Source organism: Desulfovibrio sp. (genome assembly GCF_009712225.1).
In the GTDB taxonomy this organism is placed as follows: Bacteria; Desulfobacterota; Desulfovibrionia; order Desulfovibrionales; family Desulfovibrionaceae; genus Desulfovibrio.
This window is the reverse complement of the sequence record NZ_WASP01000005.1, coordinates 155,146-174,321: the sequence shown is the minus strand read 5'-3', so window position 1 is coordinate 174,321 and position 19,176 is coordinate 155,146. Positions and strand designations below refer to the sequence as shown.

Annotated in this window: 17 protein-coding genes; 7 read left to right on the top strand and 10 right to left on the bottom strand. The window is 57.3% G+C overall.

The window, feature by feature from the left end:
* Positions 1-51: 51 nt before the first annotated feature.
* From F8N36_RS04590 to sdhE, 6 genes are all read left to right on the top strand, one after another.
* Positions 52-1,554 (top strand): leucyl aminopeptidase, encoded by a 1,503-nt coding sequence (locus F8N36_RS04590; RefSeq protein ID WP_291331625.1) that lies wholly within the window; start codon positions 52-54, stop codon positions 1,552-1,554.
* Positions 1,554-3,071, top strand: coding sequence for a uroporphyrinogen-III C-methyltransferase (cobA, locus tag F8N36_RS04585; RefSeq protein WP_291331624.1), 1,518 nt, complete (start codon positions 1,554-1,556; stop codon positions 3,069-3,071). The genes F8N36_RS04590 and cobA overlap by 1 nt, the downstream gene beginning before the upstream one ends.
* A gap of 2 nt (positions 3,072-3,073) precedes the next feature.
* A complete protein-coding gene (gene purN / locus F8N36_RS04580; protein WP_291331623.1) occupies positions 3,074-3,748 on the top strand; it encodes a phosphoribosylglycinamide formyltransferase in 675 nt (224 codons plus the stop codon).
* Positions 3,749-4,190: 442 nt separating this feature from the next.
* Positions 4,191-6,023: an 8-methylmenaquinol:fumarate reductase flavoprotein subunit gene (gene sdhA / locus F8N36_RS04575; protein WP_291331622.1), complete on the top strand. Its 1,833-nt coding sequence runs from the start codon at positions 4,191-4,193 to the stop codon at positions 6,021-6,023.
* Positions 6,023-6,982 (top strand): succinate dehydrogenase/fumarate reductase iron-sulfur subunit, encoded by a 960-nt coding sequence (locus tag F8N36_RS04570; RefSeq protein ID WP_291331621.1) that lies wholly within the window; start codon positions 6,023-6,025, stop codon positions 6,980-6,982. The genes sdhA and F8N36_RS04570 overlap by 1 nt, the downstream gene beginning before the upstream one ends.
* 4 nt (positions 6,983-6,986) lie before the next feature.
* Positions 6,987-7,841, top strand: a complete 855-nt coding sequence (sdhE, locus tag F8N36_RS04565) for an 8-methylmenaquinol:fumarate reductase membrane anchor subunit (RefSeq protein ID WP_291331620.1) — start codon at positions 6,987-6,989, stop codon at positions 7,839-7,841.
* Between the two features lie 205 nt (positions 7,842-8,046).
* On the opposite strand, the gene lpdA is transcribed toward sdhE, so the two are convergent.
* From lpdA to cysK, 8 genes are all read right to left on the bottom strand, one after another.
* Positions 8,047-9,447: a dihydrolipoyl dehydrogenase gene (lpdA, locus tag F8N36_RS04560; RefSeq protein WP_291331619.1), complete on the bottom strand. Its 1,401-nt coding sequence runs from the start codon at positions 9,445-9,447 to the stop codon at positions 8,047-8,049.
* A 38-nt stretch (positions 9,448-9,485) separates the two neighbouring features.
* A complete protein-coding gene (gcvH, locus tag F8N36_RS04555; RefSeq protein ID WP_291331618.1) occupies positions 9,486-9,881 on the bottom strand; it encodes a glycine cleavage system protein GcvH in 396 nt (131 codons plus the stop codon).
* 111 nt (positions 9,882-9,992) lie between these two features.
* Positions 9,993-10,445: an OsmC family protein gene (locus F8N36_RS04550; protein ID WP_291331617.1), complete on the bottom strand. Its 453-nt coding sequence runs from the start codon at positions 10,443-10,445 to the stop codon at positions 9,993-9,995.
* A gap of 137 nt (positions 10,446-10,582) precedes the next feature.
* Positions 10,583-12,178: a sodium:solute symporter family protein gene (locus F8N36_RS04545; RefSeq protein ID WP_291331616.1), complete on the bottom strand. Its 1,596-nt coding sequence runs from the start codon at positions 12,176-12,178 to the stop codon at positions 10,583-10,585.
* A gap of 203 nt (positions 12,179-12,381) precedes the next feature.
* Positions 12,382-12,510, bottom strand: coding sequence for a hypothetical protein (locus F8N36_RS04540; RefSeq protein WP_291331615.1), 129 nt, complete (start codon positions 12,508-12,510; stop codon positions 12,382-12,384).
* Positions 12,511-12,803: 293 nt separating this feature from the next.
* Positions 12,804-14,525, bottom strand: coding sequence for a sigma-54-dependent Fis family transcriptional regulator (locus F8N36_RS04535; protein ID WP_291331614.1), 1,722 nt, complete (start codon positions 14,523-14,525; stop codon positions 12,804-12,806).
* Positions 14,526-14,931: 406 nt separating this feature from the next.
* Positions 14,932-15,873 carry a chemotaxis protein gene (locus tag F8N36_RS04530; RefSeq protein ID WP_291331613.1) on the bottom strand — a complete coding sequence of 314 codons (942 nt, stop codon included), beginning with the start codon at positions 15,871-15,873 and terminating at the stop codon, positions 14,932-14,934.
* A 181-nt stretch (positions 15,874-16,054) separates the two neighbouring features.
* A complete protein-coding gene (gene cysK / locus F8N36_RS04525) occupies positions 16,055-16,966 on the bottom strand; it encodes a cysteine synthase A (RefSeq protein ID WP_291331612.1) in 912 nt (303 codons plus the stop codon).
* Between the two features lie 172 nt (positions 16,967-17,138).
* On the opposite strand from cysK, the gene F8N36_RS04520 reads away from it, so the two are divergent.
* Complete coding sequence (locus tag F8N36_RS04520) at positions 17,139-17,594, top strand: nuclear transport factor 2 family protein (protein ID WP_291331611.1); 456 nt, start codon at positions 17,139-17,141, stop codon at positions 17,592-17,594.
* A 195-nt stretch (positions 17,595-17,789) separates the two neighbouring features.
* Here the strand turns inward: F8N36_RS04520 and F8N36_RS04515 are convergent, their stop codons facing one another.
* A complete protein-coding gene (locus tag F8N36_RS04515; protein ID WP_291331610.1) occupies positions 17,790-18,305 on the bottom strand; it encodes a YceI family protein in 516 nt (171 codons plus the stop codon).
* Positions 18,306-18,565: 260 nt separating this feature from the next.
* On the bottom strand, positions 18,566-19,048 hold the full coding sequence (locus F8N36_RS04510; protein WP_291331609.1) for a DinB family protein: 483 nt from the start codon (positions 19,046-19,048) through the stop codon (positions 18,566-18,568).
* Positions 19,049-19,176: the final 128 nt, after the last annotated feature.

Genomic DNA, 19,176 nt, shown 5'->3' with positions numbered 1-19,176 from the left:
CCAAAGAACCACGTACCGCGCCAGCATAGTACTTCAGGAGAACGCAGCTCTATGGATATACGCTTTCAAAATCTTGGGCCGGAGCACTGGAAGGGAGAAGTTCTGCTCGCTCCCGCATGTCAGGGCGAGGCCCTGCTCGAACAGATTCCGGAACTGGACAAGGTGGCCCCCTGGCTGGTCATAGCCCCTGCCATGCGCGACTTCAAGGGCAAACAGGGCGAACTTACCCTGGTGCACGGTCACCCCGACCTCGCGGTGCCGCGCGTGCTGGCCGTGGGCCTTGGCCCGCGCGAAAAAGTCACCACAGATATCATCCGCAAAGGTATTGCCGCCGCTGTGCAGCTGTGCCGCAAGCAGGGCTACACCTCCATGGTGCTGCCCGAACCGGCGCTGGCAAAACTGCCCGGTGGCCGCGAACGGCTGGTTGAAGAATGCGTTTGCGCCGCGCAGCTTGCCCTGTACCGCTTTACAACCCTCAAAAAGGCCGATGACGACGAAGCTGCAGACCCGCAGTGGCTGGCCGTGGCCTTTGACGGGCAGGAAGTGCCCGACGCGGCCCACGCCGCCGCCCGCAGAGGCGAAAATTCCGCCTGGGCCGTGTGCCTTGCGCGTGATCTGGCAACCACCCCGCCCAACCTGCTCTACCCCGAAATGCTGGCTCAGAAAGCGCAGGAGCTCGCGCGCGAAAAGGGCTTTAAATGCACCGTGCTGGACGAAAAAGAGCTGGAACGGGAAGGTATGGGCTGCCTCATGGCCGTGGGCCAGGGCTCTGGCCGCCCGCCCCGTCTTATCGTGCTTGAGCACGCCCCCGAAGGTCACGGACAGGATAAGCCCCTGATTCTGGTGGGCAAGGGTGTTACATTTGACACGGGCGGCATCAGCCTCAAGCCTGCCGCCAACATGCACCAGATGAAGGCCGACATGACCGGCGCAGCAACTGTGCTGGCCACAATTGCGGCTCTTGCGCAGGAAGATGCCCCCCGCCACGTTATCGGCCTCATGGCATGCGCCGAAAACATGCCCGGTGGACGCGCCATGCGCCCCGGCGATGTGGTGCGCGCCGCCAACGGCGATACTGTAGAAATTCAGAACACCGACGCGGAAGGCCGCCTTGCCCTGTGCGATGCCCTGGCCTATGCCCAGAAAAACTGGATTCCCGCCGCTGTGGTGGATATAGCAACACTCACCGGGGCCTGTGCCGTTGCCCTGGGAACACAGGTGGCTGGTCTGTTCAGCGACGACGCCGATCTTGCAGAGCGCATCCGCGCTGCTGGCGGCGCGTGCGGCGAAGAATACTGGCCCCTGCCCCTGTGGAAGCCCTATATCGAGAGTCTTAAAAGCGAAGTGGCCGACATCTGCCACATGGGCCCGCGCGAAGGCGGGGCCATCAATGCCGCACTCTTTTTGCAACACTTTATTCAGGAGGGCGTGCGCTGGGCCCATCTGGACATCGCCGGGGTAGACTGGGCCGCCAAGGCCACGCCGCTCGCCCCGGTCGGTCCCACGGCCTTTGGTGCCCGTACGCTGCTCGATCTCGCCAGGGGAGGCGTGTAATGAAGGTATTTCTCATCGGAGCCGGTCCCGGAGATCCGGGCCTGTTGACCCTCAAGGGGCGCGATGCCCTGGCCGCCGCCGATGTGGTGGTCTATGACGCCCTGGCCAACGACAGCCTGCTCTCGCACGCACGCCCCGACGCGGAAAAAATCTATGTTGGCAAGGTGGCGGGCAACCACGCCCTGCCGCAGGACCAGATCAACGCCCTGCTGGTACGCAAGGCCAAGGAAGGCAAGATTGTGGCCCGCCTCAAGGGCGGCGATCCCTATATATTTGGTCGCGGAGGTGAAGAAGCCGAAGAGCTGGTGGCCGCAGGTGTGCCCTTTGAAGAAGTACCGGGCATCAGCAGCACCATTGCCGCCCCCGCCTACGCCGGTATTCCCGTAACGCACAGGGATTTTTCCTCCTCGGTGACCATCATCACCGGGCACGAAAACCCCGACAAGCCAGGCTCGGTGCACAACTGGAAGGCCCTTGCCTCCAGCGCCTCCACCCTGGTTTTTGTCATGGGCATGAAAAACCTGCCCGACATTGCCCGTAACCTGCTTGAAGCAGGCATGGACCCGCAAACCCCCGCCGCCCTTATCTATCGCGGAACCACGCCCTACCAGCGCAGTCTGGTGGACACGCTGGCCCGTTTGCCGCAGGCAGCCGTAGATGCCAGGTTTACCAACCCATCGGTCATTCTGGTGGGCAAGGTGGCCGGGCTGCGCGACACCCTTGGCTGGTTTGAAAAAAAGCCCCTGTACAGCCGCAGCGTGGTTGTTACCCGCGCCCGCGAACAGGCCAGTGGTCTGGCCCAGAGCCTCATGGACCTGGGAGCCGAGGTCATCCAGTGCCCCACCATTGAAATCAGCCCTCTGGCTGATTACGCAGAGCTCGACGTGGCTCTTGCCAATCTGGCCTCGTACGGCTGGGTGATCTTTACCTCGGTTAACGGCGTAAAGCACTTCTGGCTGCGCCTGGCCAAGGCTGGCAAGGACACCCGCGTCCTGGGCAACTGCAAGGTTGCGGCCATCGGCCCCGCCACTGCAGACGCCCTCGCAGAGCGCGGCATCACCCCCGACTTTATCCCCGACCGCTATGTGGCCGAGGGCGTACTTGAAGGCCTCATGGCTCTTGAAGGCGGCAACGTGGCTGGCAAGCGCTTTTTGCTGCCCCGCGCCGCCAAGGCCCGCGAGGTGCTGCCCGAAGAACTGCGCAAGGCTGGCGCTGTGGTGGACGTTATCTCTGCCTACGAAACCGTGCCCGCCGCCCACAAGAAGGACGAGGTGCTTGAGCGCATCAAGGCCGGAACCCTGAGCTGCGTGACCTTTGGTTCTTCCTCAACGGTTGAGAACTTCCTGTCGCTCATACCCGCGTCCCTGCTCAAGGCACACCCGGAAGTAAAACTGGCCGCCATTGGCCCAGTTACCGCCGAAACGCTGCAAAAGCATGGACTTACCTGCAACATCATGCCCATGGATTATACCATTCCGGCACTGGTGGACGCCCTGAAAACGTACTTTACGAGATAACCATGCCCCTCAAAATCGCCATACTGGCCTCTGGCAGCGGCACCAACGCCCAGGCCATGATCGACAAGGCCGCCCAGGGAACGCTGGATGTCAGCATTGCGCTTATAGTCTGCAACAGGCCGGGAGCGGGCGTTATTGCCCGTGCGGAAAAGGCGGGCATTCCCTGCCTTGTGCTCGACCACAAGGTCTTTGCCGACCGCGAGAGCTTTGACGCGCGCATGGTGCAGGCCCTGCGCGAAGCAGGGGCAGAGCTGGTGGTGCTGGCGGGCTACATGCGCCTGCTGACCCCCGTGTTTCTCGAGGCTTTTGCCGGTAAGGTCATCAACATCCACCCCGCCCTGCTACCCAGCTTTCCCGGTGTGCACGGCGGCGCTGATGCCATTACCTACGGCGTAAAGGTCTCTGGCTGCACCGTGCACTTTGTGGAAGAAAAGGTGGACAGCGGCCCGGTGCTTATTCAGGCCGTTGTGCCGGTCAACGCTGGAGAGAGTGAGGACGACCTCATGAGCCGTATCCATGTGATGGAGCACCGCATCTACCCCCAGGCGATTCAATGGCTGGCTCAGGGCCGCATTGACGTGCAGGGGCGGCAGGTGCACCTCAAACCCGGCAACACCCCCAGAGCGCCGCACGACGGCGACTGGCTGGTCTGGCCGCCGCTGGAACAGGGTTTCTAGTCTGTTTCCCTACCGCAGCATAGCAAGAGGCCCCGAAAGGGGCCTTTTTTGTTGCGGCAGCTCCCTCCATTGACCTGCATCATGTGACAGACCTTTTTCCGGGGGCTTCGTCCGATATCGTACACGCGGGAAAAAATGCAAAAAAAGAGTTTTGTAACCAGTTTATCATCCTGCCCCAAACCTCTTTGCTGAACAGTTGCAGGGGGATGGAATGCCACAATTTCCGCTCTGGACGCCATTTTTCCGCCTTCACTTACATTAATTACAAAACTTACAAATATCGATAGGGCGTTGAAAAATGGCTTTTCCCTGTGCTAGATTTCACGATCATTCAATGGAGCAGCTATTGATTGTGTAACCAATCAGCATTACTGTCCCGCTGTCAGCGGCACAAGCTGCAGGCACAAATGACAGCACATTACCAATCCTTGAGGACACCCTTATGACGCAGCAGTTTACCCGCAGAAAATTTCTGCAATCGGCCTGCATCACCATCAGCGCGCTGACGGTGAACATGAGCGGCATTGAAAAAGCCCTTGCCGCCGCTGCCGGCGTAGGCCCCATGGCCACCTGCGATATCCTGATCATCGGATCGGGCGGCGCGGGCCTGAGAGCCGCCGTAGCAGCCATGAAAAAGAACCCCAAACTCAACGTGGTTGTGGTCAGCAAGTGCATGCCTTCGCGCAGCGCCACCTGTATGGCCGAGGGCGGCATCAACGGCGTTACCGATTTCAGCAAGGGCGACTCGTACGAGCTGCACTGCTTTGATACCGTCAAGGGCGGCGACTACCTGGTCGACCAGGACTCCACGCTCAAGTTCTGCGAACAGGCTGGCCCGGCCATTCTTGAACTTGATTATCTTGGCATGCCCTTTTCGCGCACGGCAGAGGGCAAGGTTAAGGCCCGGCCCTTTGGCGGCGCTTCCAAGGTACGCTGCAACTACTCTGCCGACAAAACCGGCCATATCGTTGCACACACCTGTCTGGACGACGCCCTGAGCAACGGCGTCAAGTTCCTTATGGATCACGAGCTGCTCGATGTGGCCGTGGACAATGGCCGCTGCGAAGGCGCAGTACTGCGCAACATACGCACGGGCGAAATCGCCCCTGTGCGAGCCAAGGCCGTGGTGCTGGCCACCGGCGGCTATACCCGCATTTTCTGGAACCGTACCTCTACCCCCTACATTGCCACTGGCGACGGTGTGGCCGCGGCCCTGCGGGCTGGCGTGCCCTTCAAGGACGCCGAAATGGTGCAGTTCCACCCCACGGGCGTGGTGCACGGCGGCGTGCTGATTACCGAAGCCGCGCGCGGCGAGGGCGGCTACCTGCTCAACAACAAGGGCGAGCGCTTCATGAAGACCTACGCCCCCGCCAAGATGGAACTGGGACCCCGCGATATCGTGGCCCGCGCCATCGAAACGGAAATCCGCGAGGGCCGTGGCTACGGTCAGGGTCTGGAAGCCTACGTGCTGCTCGACCTGCGGCATCTGGGCAAGGAAAAGATCGTGCACGACCTGCCCCAGATCCGCCACGTGGGCAAGCTGTTTGAAAATATCGATCTGGTGGACGCCCCCATGGTCATCCGCCCCACGGCCCACTACTCCATGGGCGGCATTGATGTGGCCACGTTCGATGATATGGCCACGACAGTGCCCGGCCTGTTTGCCGCTGGCGAAGCCTCGTGTGTTTCCATCCACGGCGCAAACCGCCTTGGTGGCAACTCGCTGGCCGATGCAGTGGTGACCGGCAAAATCGCTGGCAACGGCGCGGCTGCTTTTGCCAGTCAGGCCGACTTTGGCGCTGGCAAGCGCCTTACCGACCTCACTGGCCGCTGGCAGGACCGTTTCCGCAACACCACCAACGGTGGCGATGCCAAGCAGATGTACTCCATTCGCGAAGAAATGGGCGCACAGCTGTGGGACAATATGGGTATTTTCCGCACCCAGTCCAAGCTTGACTCCCTCACCAGCACCCTGGCCGACCTGCGCTCGCGTTACGACGCCCTGCGCGTGCCCAACGCCAACCCTGTCTACAACACGGTTTTCACCGAATACGTAGAGCTGGGCAACATGCTGCAACTGGCCCAGGCCGCCTGTCTTGCCGCCTCTGAACGCAAGGAATCGCGCGGTGCCCATACCCGCGAGGACTTCCCCAAGCGCGACGATGCCAACTTCCTCAAGCACAGCATGGTCACCATGGACGAGAGCGGCAAGATGCGCATGGGCTGGAAAGAAGTGGAAATCACCAAATTCAAGCCTGAGGAGCGGAAGTACTAATGGCCACCATCATCATTGACCGCTTTGACGGCAAAAACAGTTTCGAACAGAGCTACAAGCTGGACGCGGCAGACGTTGCGGGCAAGACCGTGCTCAACACCCTGCTGTTCATCAAGCAGACCCAGGACCCCACGCTGAACTTCACCGCTTCGTGCCGTTGCGCCATCTGCGGTGCGTGCGCCGTGCGCGTGAACGGGCATGCGGTGCTGGCCTGCGACACCAAAATGGATGACCTTATCAAGACCTATGGCTCGGATGTGCTGCACATCTCTCCCCTGGCCAACTTCAAGGTCATCTCCGACCTTGTGGTGGACTGGGAACCCGCCATGGAAAACCTGCGCAGGGTGCATCCCGGCATGGTGGCCAAGTCCGAATTCTCCATGAAGGAAGGCTGCCGCCAGAACCAGAAGGAATTCGACCGCATCATCAAGCAGTGGGACTGCATTCTCTGCGGCGCGTGCGCCTCTGAGTGCAACAAGCTCAGCGCCGACCGCAGCGACTACATGGAACCCTTTGTCTTCACCCACGCCTGGCGCGTGGCCAACGACTCGCGCTCCAAGGATTCCCTGCTGCACGGCAAACCCGCCGTGGCTGGCGGCCTGTGGAACTGCGTGCACTGTCAGGAATGCGCCAGCCGCTGCCCCAAGGGCATCAGCGCGGCCGACGATATTGCCGGTCTGCGTGCCATGGTTATGGCCAAGGGCATGACCGACGGCGTTGGCCCGGCCCACGCCAAGTCGTTCTATACTGACCTTGTGGACGATTCTGGCCGCCTCAACGAGGTACGTCTGGCCCTGCGTACAGAGGGCATAAGCACCATCGCCCGCGCTGGCATGGCCGTTACCCTGCTGCGGCAGGGCAAGATGAATCCCCTTGAGGCCTTTGGCGGCGAAACCATTGAAGGGCACGATGCCCTGGTGAAGATGATTCAGGCGGCCCATGCCGCAGAAAAGGAGTAGCCGTATGCAGACCGAATTCGCCTTTTTTCCCGGCTGCGTGCTGACTCAGGCCGCCAAGGAATCCAAGATGGCGCTTGAGGCCGTGGCCCCCCGGCTTGGCATCAAGCTTAAGGAAATACCCGGCTGGAGCTGCTGCGGCGCCTCGCAGGCACAGGATGTGGACCCCGTGGCAACCCTTGTTGCAAATGCCCGCAACCTGGCCCTGGCTGAAAAAATGAACCTGCCCGTGCTGACCTCGTGCAGCACCTGCCTGCTCATGCTGCGCCGCGCCAAGGCCGAGCTCGACGGCGGCAAGAAAGACCGCATCAACACTTTTCTTGCCAAGGGTGGCATGCACTACGCGGGCACGAGCGAAGTAACCAGCCTGCTGTGGGTGCTGGCCCAGAATGCCCAGATGCTCAAATCAAAGGTTGTGAGACCGCTGGCAAACCTCAAGGTTGCGGCATTCTACGGTTGCCACAGCCTGCGGCCCGAGCACGCCCTGGGTTTTGAAAGCGCCGTGAACCCCACGAGCTTTGAAACCGTGGTGGCCGCCCTTGGCGGGCAGACGGTTCCCTTTGCCAAGAGGCTTGACTGCTGCGGCTTCCACGCCGTTTACCCGGCAGAAAAATCCGTCATGCGCATGACCGGCCAGATTGTGGACAGCGCCGCGGCTTCCGGGGCCACCTGTCTTGTAACCCCCTGCCCGCTCTGCCAAATGCAGCTCGACATTTATCAGGAAGCGGCGCAGGATATATCCAAGTCAAAGGCACGCATGCCGGTGCTGCACCTTTCGCAGCTGGTGGGTATTGCGCTTGGCATTCCCGCCAAGGAGCTTGGCCTGGACTATAACGTGATCGACGCAACCAAGGTGGCATAAGCCACCAAGGCATACATTCCAAAGGCGGCCCTACCCCTGGCCGCCCCATGCGCCCCCTCCTGTGTCCCTACCCAGGAGGGGGTTGCGCGTTAGAGCAGTATTGGCTTGTTATGCAAGCGGTTCAAAATGAACATGCTTTAAAAAAGATGACGCATGCACAGCAATGACCATCATTGTGTGCATGCGCTCTGGCGCAAGGCAGAGCTTACGCCAGTCTGGCGATGCGGCACAGATCGCCAAAACCCTCCGCCAGGGTGGGGTGAGCGTGAATGGTGCGTGCCACATCCTCGACACTTGCGCCCATATGGATTGCTAGAGCAGCCTCGGCAACCAGGTCGGTGGCATGCGGGCCGCAAATATGCGCCCCAAGGATTGTCTCACTCTCCGCGTCAACTATCAGTTTAAACAATCCGGCGATTTCTCCCATTGCATGGGCCTTGCCCAGTTCACGCACGTGTAGCCTGACACAACGCACATTGCGCCCCAGCGCCAAGGCCTGTACTTCTGTGAGCCCCACGCAGCCGATCTCCGGCGTAGTAAAAATGGCTGAAGGAACAAGCGAGTAATCACAAGGGACAGACTGCTGCCCAAGATTAGCAACTGCGCATTCCGCCTCCACGGCGGCCATGTGGGCCAGCATGATCTTTTCCGGGCCAAGAATATCACCGATGGCGTACACGCCCGGCACGGAGGTTTCAAGAAAGGCATCGGTTTGTACCCAACCACGCGGGTCGCATGCCACACCCGCGGTGTCCAGGCCGAGCCCTGTTGTATCCGGTACACGCCCAACGGTGACGAGCACGCTTTCCACTTCTAGCTTGAGCGGCACTGACGCACGAGCACTCCCGGCGGCGGCATGCAGGCGCACAATGCCGTCGCCCACTTCGGCCCGGCTAACGGTTACACCCGTTTCAACCCTGATTCCCGCTTTCTTCATTTCACGCTGCAGCAGCTTGCTGATTTCTTCATCAATCGCAGGCAGGGGAAGCAGGCGGTTCTGTCCTTCAATTACCGTGACCTCTGCACCAAATGCTCTGAAAATGCAGGCCATCTCACAGCCGATCACGCCACCGCCCACAATGCAGATGCTTGCGGGAACATGGTCCAGATTCAGAGCGTCATCACTTGTCAGGATACGGCACCTGTCTGTGGGCAAGGCTGAAAGCTCCATGGGCCTTGAGCCCACGGCAAGAATAACAGCGTCGCCGTCAAGCGGCTGTACGCTTCCATCCCGTGCCGTCACCAACACCTGCCGTGCACTGACAAGATGTCCCCTGCCACGGACCACAGCGACATTTAGATGTGCGCAGGATTTCTCCAGACCTTGGGCCAACAGCCGGATCACACTGGTTTTGCGCTCCAGAAGACGGGCCATATCAATGGCAGCCTGCGAGGAGCCTGTGATAGCGAATTCGCCCATATGCCGGAACTTGTCCAAAATGTCTGCGGAGCTTTTGAACGTCTTGGTGGGAATGCAGCCAGAATTGAGACAGGTGCCGCCAATAGCTTCGCTCTCCACGAGTGTTACGGCATGACCGGCGCGCGCCGCTGCAAAGGCCGCCGTATACCCGGCCGGGCCACTGCCGATTATGGTCAGTTTTTTCATGCGATCACTCTCGCTCGTATTGTAAGGCCGTTGCGGGCCTAACTGTTTTGGGGCAATAGCTGAGCGTACCACTCAGCATGCGACAGAGCATACGATTGCACCGGCGACTCAGGACGTACGCGCGCAATCCAGCCTTTGCCATAGCAGTCCTGGTTTATCAGGGCTGGAGAATTTTCCAGAGCACCGTTTACCGCAGTCACGATACCTGTAACCGGGGCATACAGCGCACTGACAGTTTTCATAGATTCAAGTGAACCAAATTCCTTTTGGGCATCCACTTGCGCACCAACGCTGGGAATATCCACGTAAACCACTTCTTCAAGCTGACTTTGGGCAAAATCTGTCACTCCCAGCACCAGCTCATCTCCCTCTTGCCGTACCCATATGTGCTCAGAGGTATAAAATAAATCTTCGGGCAGATTGTAGTGGGGCATGCTTTCTCCTGTGCACGAGGCCGGGAAGCCCGTGGGTTTCCCGGCCCTTCTGGTATAGGGGAATGATTGGCTGCAGCAATAAAGCAGGCAGCTTTAGCGGTTCAGCCCCAATTAGGTCGAAGCGGTCGCCAGAGGGTAGGCATGGTGCTCGCCATTGACCAAAAAGCAATAGTTGATGTGGCTGGCGGCCTTGAGCATATTCGCTACAGAGCAATATTTGACGGCTCCGAGTTCAAACGCACGCACAAATTTTTCCAACGTGACGGCTTCGCCGTTGACCGTATATTCCACATTGATTTCGGTAAAAATTTGAGGAATTTCTTCGCGGCGCACGGCATCGGCCTTGATTTTAAATTCCGTAAAAGGAACCCGCATCTTGTTCAGGGCATGGCCCACTTCAATGCCTGTGCAACCCGCCAGCGAAATGAGCAGCAGCTCCATGGGACGCACGCCCTCATTATTGCCGCCATATATGGCAGAGGCGTCCATGATCACAGGACGGTTATCGGAATCTCTTCCCTCAAACAGCATGTTTCCTTTCCATTCCACAGTAACCATAGCCATGACAGACCCCTTTAAAGCTTTTTTTACTTTGAAATATTTGGCTGACCGCGAAGCTCTTCGCCTTGCAAGCTTTTTGCGGAGCGGCCGTGTGTGAAAATCAGTGCCGGGCAAATACACATTTTCAGCGGCTTTCCGCTCTAGAGGGGCGAGGGCCGCTGACGTTCCGTGCTGACAATGAGGGCAATCCAGGCAAAAAGAACGAGCAGAAATGCCGTCATGCCCCAAAGGCCTGTGGTATAAAGCCAGCCCCCAGCAGAAATCAGGCATACGAGCAAAGCCAGGGCTGCCAGCAGCGCCCCATTGCGCAACATGGCGGCTCCGCCCTGCGGGGCAACAAGGCTCCAGCCCCTTTCTGCCAGTGAAACAACGGTCATGCCGATGATGTTGGCGGCCATGGCCACCCACACAGGATGGATCTTGAGATAGAAGCTGTTGACGGCCCAACCGCCCATCCAGTTCCACACAAGGCCGGCACCGCAACCAGCCACAAGGGCGGTAATGGCAGCGCGCGGCGTTGCCACACCCCAGAACAATGCCGCGACCATGGGGGCAAAGGTTGCACCGTTACGGGCCGTCCAGGCGAATATGTTCCACCATGCGGCCTGCTCGGAGCGCAGATAGCCAAACAGGATCATGAGCGCCGTCAGTGCCAACAGAGAAACGCGGGTAAAATGCACCAGTTTGGCGTCAGACGAGTCAGGAAACAGGGCCGATCCAACATCCCTGCCAAGGCTGGTTGCGCCAGAGAACTGGCAGGGCGCACCCCAGCCAAGTGCGCAGGCCCATATGCCCAGCGTAAATATGCCCACCAGGGGTGCGGGCAAGGTTTCCATAAGATACTTGGGCACGGCCACAAGGCCGCGTGCGTTGCCGGGCATGGTTATGGCTGCGGCAACGCCCACAAGAACACCCATAACAATAAAGATTACGTTAAACCCGCCAGCGATCAGCAGACCTTTGCGACCTTCATCAGCCGTTTTGCACGACAGGGCCATCTGAAACGCGGCCTGCGCGAGCAGCACATTAATCAAAAAGGTACCAAACCACGCCAAGATGGTTTGTAAACCAACGCTGGTCAGGCTGCCGTATTTGGCGTTTGTCTCCAGAAACGTCGTAAGCGCGCTGTAGCCAGGATTAATGCCAATGGCATAGATGGCCACTGCAAACATGCACATGAATACAAAAAAGTTTGCCGTCTGGGTCATGGCCACAGACCACATACCCCCGGCGCTCAAAAAAACATACATAAGCACCGCGGTAATAACGACCGAGGCAAGCATATCCAACCCGGTAAGAGCGTTGATACACGAGGCAAAAGCCAGCGCCGTCGCCACAGACCACATGGGAAACGTGATGGCCGTGATCGCGCCAGCTATGCCCTTGGCAGTACGACCGTACTTGTCGCCTATGAGGCCCGAAATGGTCACCATCATCCTTTTGCGGAAGGGTCCGATCAGCACCAGCGCAATGATGAGCACATGTGTCAATTCGGCAACGCCGTACCATAGGGCAGAAATACCTGTGAAATACGAGAGCTCTAGGATGGCGATATAGGTCGACCCAGAAAAAAGGCCTGTAATGCAAAAAGCCACAGTCCATCGGCTGAACTTGCGCCCGCCCACAAAAAAGTCTTCGCCCGCCCTGGCCTTTTTTTTGGCTATCTGGCTCATGACAATGAGCAAGAGCGTATACGCAAGAGCAAGCCCAAACATCCAAAAAGCCGCAGATGTCATACAAACTCCTCATCATGACGGATGATTCCGTCGTTGTTTGCCGCAATCAGACGGCTGAACGGCAAGGGTACAGCCCGTGCGCACGGATCATACAGTTGCAACCAGTGACCGCCTGCTTTTTCTCTAGTTCAGACGCATCTCGATCAACCCCCTGGACGGAAACGGCGACTGAATGTTCTTGTTGTGTTTTGTAAATCACCACCCTAATGGCGCGTTTGCGCATTGGGATGCTTGCCGTGCACCGAAGTAAATCCGTAGAGCTCTTTTCTCATGTCGCGGGTGCGCACCCCCCCCGTGCAGGGCAGACAAACATGTTCAACAACAATCTGCATAAGCAATGTTTGTTCCAAAAAGTTTTATATTTATTTTCAGCTAGATATAAAAAAGCCCGCGTATAAGCCGCGGGCAAACCGACGCACAGAGCATCACTAGTGAAATATATAATATACCGATTTAATTGAAATAATATTTTTCAGCTCAGCATCTGCCCATTTAAAGAGATGGTTCAAAACCAAACCAGATGGTTCATTTTCAAACCATAGCCGGAATAGCCCGCATTCATAGACAAATGGCCCCTGACAGACATGCGGAACGAACTTTCCGATGCAAAGCCAAGCAGATTGGTTTATTCCCGAACCACGATATCGTACTCCCGCATTTTGCGCAGCAGGGTTGCGTGGGAGACTCCCAATTTTCGCGCGGCTGCGCGGATACTGCTTGTGGCGGCGAGCCCGCTTTCAATGCACTGACGCTCAAGCATCTTGACCTGCTCGCGCATACTGCCATTGCCAGCAGCAACGGCACGGCCAGTCGGAGCAATGCTCTCCCACACCGAAGCGCAATATCCTGCGGAAAAACTGGCAATAGTCAGCCTCTCCACAAAGTTTCCCAGCTCACGCACATTGCCCGGCCATGGATAGGCCAGGAGCATCTGCTCTTCTTCTGGGCCGATCGCACACGGAGTGGAGTATTTTTTGGTGAAACATTCCAGAAAATGCTGCGCCAGCGGCAGTATGTCTTCCAGCCTTTCACGCAAGGGTGGAACTGCCAGCGGGATCACATTAAGACGGTAATACAGATCTTCACGAAAGGCATTTTCACGCACCATTTTCAACAGATCCCTGTTGGTCATGGCAATGATGCGCACGTTAAGGTGGACAGGCTTGCGCCCACCTATGCGATAGATCACGCCCTCCTGAAGCGCGCGCAGCAGCTTTACCTGCAGGGACATATCCATTTCGCCCACTTCATCGAGCATGAGGGTCCCCTCGTTGGCGAGTTCAAGCATGCCCAACCGACTGGCATTGGCCCCGGTAAAACTGCCCTTTTCGTAGCCGAACAGCTCCGCTTCCTGGAGATGCTGGGGAATGGTGCCGCAATTGATCTGCACAAGCGGCCCGTTACGGCGGCCACTGTAGCTGTGAATGTGCATGGCCAGCACTTCTTTTCCCGTTCCTGTTTCGCCGGTAATGAGCACAGTTGAATCCACACTGCCGAGCCTTTCAGCCTCACGCAGCAAGCTCTGCATGGCGGGGTTGCACGCAATAACTTTTTTGCCTTTGTGCGAGGCCTCCTGAAAAGCCGCGAGCCGCCGCCTCGTATTTTCGGCCTCTGTCTGCAGGCGTGTGATTTCCGTCATATCCTGCGCGGAAAGCACGCAGCGGAAAAGTTTTTCATTTTCATCAAACAAGGGGGTAATGGTAAACACAACCTGCTTACCGTTGCAGTTTTCAAGCAGTGAATTGTGCGCCTTGCCCTGAGCCACCGCTTTTTTTAGCAGATCAGCCACTATCTCCATATCCGGAGAAGCGGACTCATTCATATTATCACAGTCGGGCAGCAAGCTACGGATTTTGTCGTTACTGAAAAGCGCGCCACCTGCCGCATCAAAAATCATGATCCCGTCGGTGGCGCAGTTGATAACCTCGCTCAGCTCCCGATTATGAATATCTGCATTCCTGAAAGCCACATATATTTTGTGGATCAGCTCTTTCTTGGTCAAAACGCCCACAAGTCTGTCCTCGTGGTCCAGCACAAGCATCCTGTCGATTGGCATGCTGCAGGCCATTCCGAAGGTGTCGTCATTGCGGATACTGACCAGATTGGTGTCCATGACCTCGCTGATAGGCGTCTCAAAAGCTTTTCCTTCACGCACGGCCTGCACAAGACGAAAAATTGTCAATATTCCCCTGACACGCTTTTCCCCATCCAGAATAGGAACACAGTTTACGCCATGCCGTTCATAAACCGGGAGCGCATCCTTGAGCATGTGGTCAGGGGTCAGAGTCTCCGGGTTGTCGTGCATTACCTGTTCAACAAGCATTTTTTCTTCAGGCTGGGCGGTCATAGGCGTCCCATGGTAAAATAATGGCCGCTGGAGCAGCAGTCTTGGAGGGGTTTACAGAGTACTTTGGAACTTTCAGGCAGCATACTGAAGGACTCAGGGGGGAGCAAGAAACCACATCCCGGTTGTCAGTGAAACAATAAGAACCCCGTAACGGCAAAGGCTCCGACCAGTGTGGTCAGAGCCTTTGGAACATTCTTACTTTAACGTCTTTTGTACACGCGAAGCATCTTGGCTGCTTTTGCCCGTAACCTTCATTGTCATAACGGACGATGCAGATTCGTCTTGCAAACTTCTTGCGACGTGAATTTTTACAAGAACCCGCGCAGGGCAATGTGCACTTCCAAAGTTTACCTTTGATAATTTTCTAGTATAGTTATCAATATTTATTCTTTCGATGCTTGACTGCTTAGCCCCAGGCCTGGGTAACCAGGTCATAAAGCTTGACCGAAAGCACCTTGAGGTCGGGCTTGGTGTACTGCACATCCGCGCCCACCAACGCGCATTTCTTTGCCAGAGCCTCGTTGATCATGGACGAAAAGATGGCTACGGGCAATTCTTTGAGAATCTTGTCTTCCTTGATGTTTTTACACAGGGCAAGGCCGTCCATGCCGGGCATTTCAATGTCGGTGATGATGCCGTGCACAAAGTCCGAAATGGGGCGTTCCTCGGCCTCGCAACGGTCACGCAGTCCCTTCAGGTAATCCCAAGCTTCCTGCCCGTTGACCTTCTGGGTAACGGTAAAACGGCCTTCCTTGTTGAGCAGCTCGACCAGCAGGCTGCGGATACTGCTCGAATCGTCCACATGCAGAATATTGTAGGTCTTTTCGCCGCTGTGCTTCATTTCCGAGGCGTCAAATCGCATGGCCATGGCCGGGTGCAGTTCGGCCACAATGGCCTCAAGGTCGAGCAAAAAGATTACCCGTTCTTCAAGGCGCACCACGCCCGTTACCGAGCTGCGGCTCACGTTCTGCAAAAACTGACCAGGAGCTTCGACGTCTGTCCAGCTGAGCCGGTAGATGCGGTTGACCCCCGACACCAGAAAACCCGTACACACGCCGTTGAATTCGGTAACGATGACCTTTGCGTCTTCGTTTTCAATGGGGCCGCTGCCCAAAAACTGGGCCATGTCGATCAGCGGAACCACGCGCCCGTTGCGGTGCAAAAAAGCGCCCAAAAGAGCTTTGTGACGCATTTCCGGCATGGCTGTAACAGGCTGGCGGCGACCTATTTCAACAACCTTGGCCACATTGAGCCCGTAGTGAGCTTCATAGCCGTCCTGGTTGACGTAAAATTCAACAATTTCCAGCTCGTTTGTGCCGGTTTCCAGCAGGATGTTGGTCTGCGTCATGGAAGCTCTCCGTTGGGCCAGGGCCCGTTAATGTCGGACGGCAGATCTGAACCTGTTGCTGCCAGCCGGTGAGCGAAGCTTTCGCTGCCTCTCTTATCGGTTGCATGGTGCGAATATTTAGCCATAAGGGCGGAAAAGAAGTTTTTTGTTCTTTTACATCCTTAAAAAGCTTTTTTCCAGACTATGCATCAAGAAAAAGGCGCGTGGACATGTAGCGTTCGCCCGTATCACAGGCAAAGGTAACGATATTTTTGCCCTGCATTTCTGGCCGCGCGGCCAGATCAAGCGCCGCACGCACGTTGGAACCTGTTGATATGCCAACCAGAAGACCCTGCGCCATGAGCTGACGGGCAGTTTGAATGGCCAGCTCGCCATCCATCTGCACAATTTCGTCCAGCAGGCTGCGGTCAAGAATGGGGGGGACAAAGTCTGCGCCGATTCCCTGGATAAGATGCGGGCCTGCCTTGCCGCCAGAAAGCACCGGCGATGCCGCGGGCTCCACAGCCACTACCCTGAAACCGGGGATGCGCTCTTTAAGATAGCGTCCCGTACCGGTGATGGATGAGCCGGAACCCACACCGGCAACCAGCACATCCATCTTGCCCACGCTGTCTTTGAAAATTTCCGGCCCTGTGGTCTTGTAGTGGGCCACTACGGCCTGCTGGTTTGTAAACTGACCAAGCACAAAGCCATCCTGCTCTTCAGCAATGCGCTTTGCCGCAGCCACGGCCCCGCTCATGCCCTGCTCTGCCGGGGTAAGCACAAGCTCAGCGCCCAAAGCCCGCAGAAGATTACGCCGTTCAACGCTCATGGATTCGGGCATGGTCAGCACGCAGCGCAGCCCGCGCATGGGGGCCACCAATGCCATGCCAATACCCATGTTGCCGCTGGTGGCCTCCACCAGCAGGCCGCCGGGCTCAACACGACCTTCTTCGAGAGCTTCGCCGATAAGATGAAACGCCACCCTGTCCTTGATGGAACCACCGGGGTTGCGGTTTTCAAGTTTGAGCCAGACCGTACCAGGCAGATCGCTCGAAAGGTCAAGACGGAGCAGGGGGGTATTGCCTATGGTTTGCAAAACACTGGTTAACATGGAAACGCACGCCTCTTGGTAAAAAAACGCCTGAAAATTCGGCTCTATGGCATGTATACGCTTTACAACAGAGAAATTTTGCTTAACTCTTAAGACATAACCATAGAAGAAAGCGTTTGCATTGGCAATTTTTGCAAGCACAGGTTAAAACGGCCCACCTTGGGAGGACACCATGAAGATTCTAGCTGCACTGCTCGCTACACTTGTGATTACCCTTTCCGGCGGTCTTGCCCAGGCCAAGCCCGACACCGTGGAGCTGTATACCGAAGCCGTGATGATCGGCGACGTTCCCGCCCTTGAAACCCTGCTGGCTCCCAACTACTGGCACATCAACGCCAATGGGCACATCGAGGACAAGGAACACTTCATCAACACCATCAAGAACAAGGAACTGGTCATTGACCGGCTTACCTTTACAAACGCCCGCACGGCCATGATTGGCGATTCCAAGCTCATCACCGGCACAGGCTACCTCAAGGCCAAGGCCACGCCGCCCCTGCCCCAGGGCCTCATGCGCGTGACGGTTGTGGTGGTTAACAACAAGGGCCGTGAACAGGTGGTGCTCTTCCAGGCTACCCCCGTTATCGCCACTGAAGACTGCAACGACGGTAACTGCAAGATCCAGTAACCGCCGCCAATAAATATGCCGCCCCGGCACTGACAGGGTGCGGGGCCAAGGGCCGGGAGCGAAAGCTTCCGGCCCTTAATTCTGGCATGCGCGAGTATGCCACGGGCAGACACAAAAAAGCCGCCTCTGCGAGCAGGGGCGGCTTTTTAACGTAATGCGGGGTATGGCGGGCCGGATTACGCGTGGTGGGTAAACTTAGGCAGGGGAAACCTCAAAATTGGCGGCAACCCGTACCCTGTCACTCACAATGGCGGCGGGGATGTTGGGTCCGATGCCAAAATCGCTGCGGTTCACCTCGCCGGTAATACTGAAAGACTGCGTTTCCTTGTTGTTGAAGGGGTTGGTGATCCTGTCGCTGGCTGTAATGGCAAAGGTAACCTCGCGGGAAACACCACGCATTTCCAGAATGCCCGTGATTGTGCCAGCCCTCTCTGCCCCCAGATGCACCGCAGAGCTCTGGAAGGTCAGGTCCTGATGCTGGGTCACGTCAAAAAAATCCGCTGAGCGCAAATGCTCGTCACGAGCATGCACATGTGTATCAATGCTGGCGGCCTTGGCTGTCATGGAAAAAACAGCGTCTGAAAGGTCGTCGTTGGCAACTTCAAGGTCAATATCCACATCGGCAAACCTGCCGTTGATATCCGTAATCATGAGATGCCGCACCACAAATCCCAGATGCGAATGATCGGGATCGTTCTTCCAGGTAGCCATAACAACCTCCTGCATAGTGCAGGTTACTGTATGTATTGTAGTTTTTTGGGCAACGCCTGCCATCCAAAAGCATACTTTCAAACTATGTATTCTACATAAGTCTCCACCCCGCAGAGTCAAGCGCAGCAGGCGGCTTTTGTGCAAAAAATACAGAGCCTGAAATGGGAAAAAACGGCGAGCTCACAGGCGTGGCCTGCCCTTGCCACAGCCAGAGATTGAGAGGCTGCGGCAGGCAGAACGCCAGCCGCAGCCCGCATGTCTTAAAAAACGCCCGGCAGACCGTGGTCGCGCAGGGCCGCATCGCACGAGCCCAGATGGTACATGGTGTGCGAACCAAGCATCACCATGACTGCGCCGTAGCTGAGGTCGCGGCCAATTTTCTTGCTCACCCGTTCCTGAATGCGGGTCAGGTCGGCATCGGTCAGTCTGGCCACACGGGTATCCACAACCGACATGACCGCTGCGCCATAGGCCTTCATGGCTTCCTTGCTTACCACCTGCTGACCCTGCTCCTTGAGCATGAGCACGCCCAGCTCGGCAGGCGCGGACACAAAGGTGTCGTCGTCTTTTTCAAGAACAAAGAAATTGAGCACGGCAACCGCATGCGCCACCTGCTGCCACACGGGCCAGCCGCCGTTGGTTTCGGCCCATATTTCTTCGGGGCAGACATCAATAAACTGGGTCATCAGGCCCCAGGCGCGCTGGTACGGGCCTTCAAGCTCTGCAACTATCGCTCTGGACATGGAGATATCCTCGCTTTGAAGGGTGTTGGCGTGTACGCCAGAAAGCCAAAAACCGCCGCTGCTCCGCTGGTGCGGGCATACGGCGGTTCAGCATTGCACAGGGCAGGCCCGGGCCTGGCGCGAGGGGG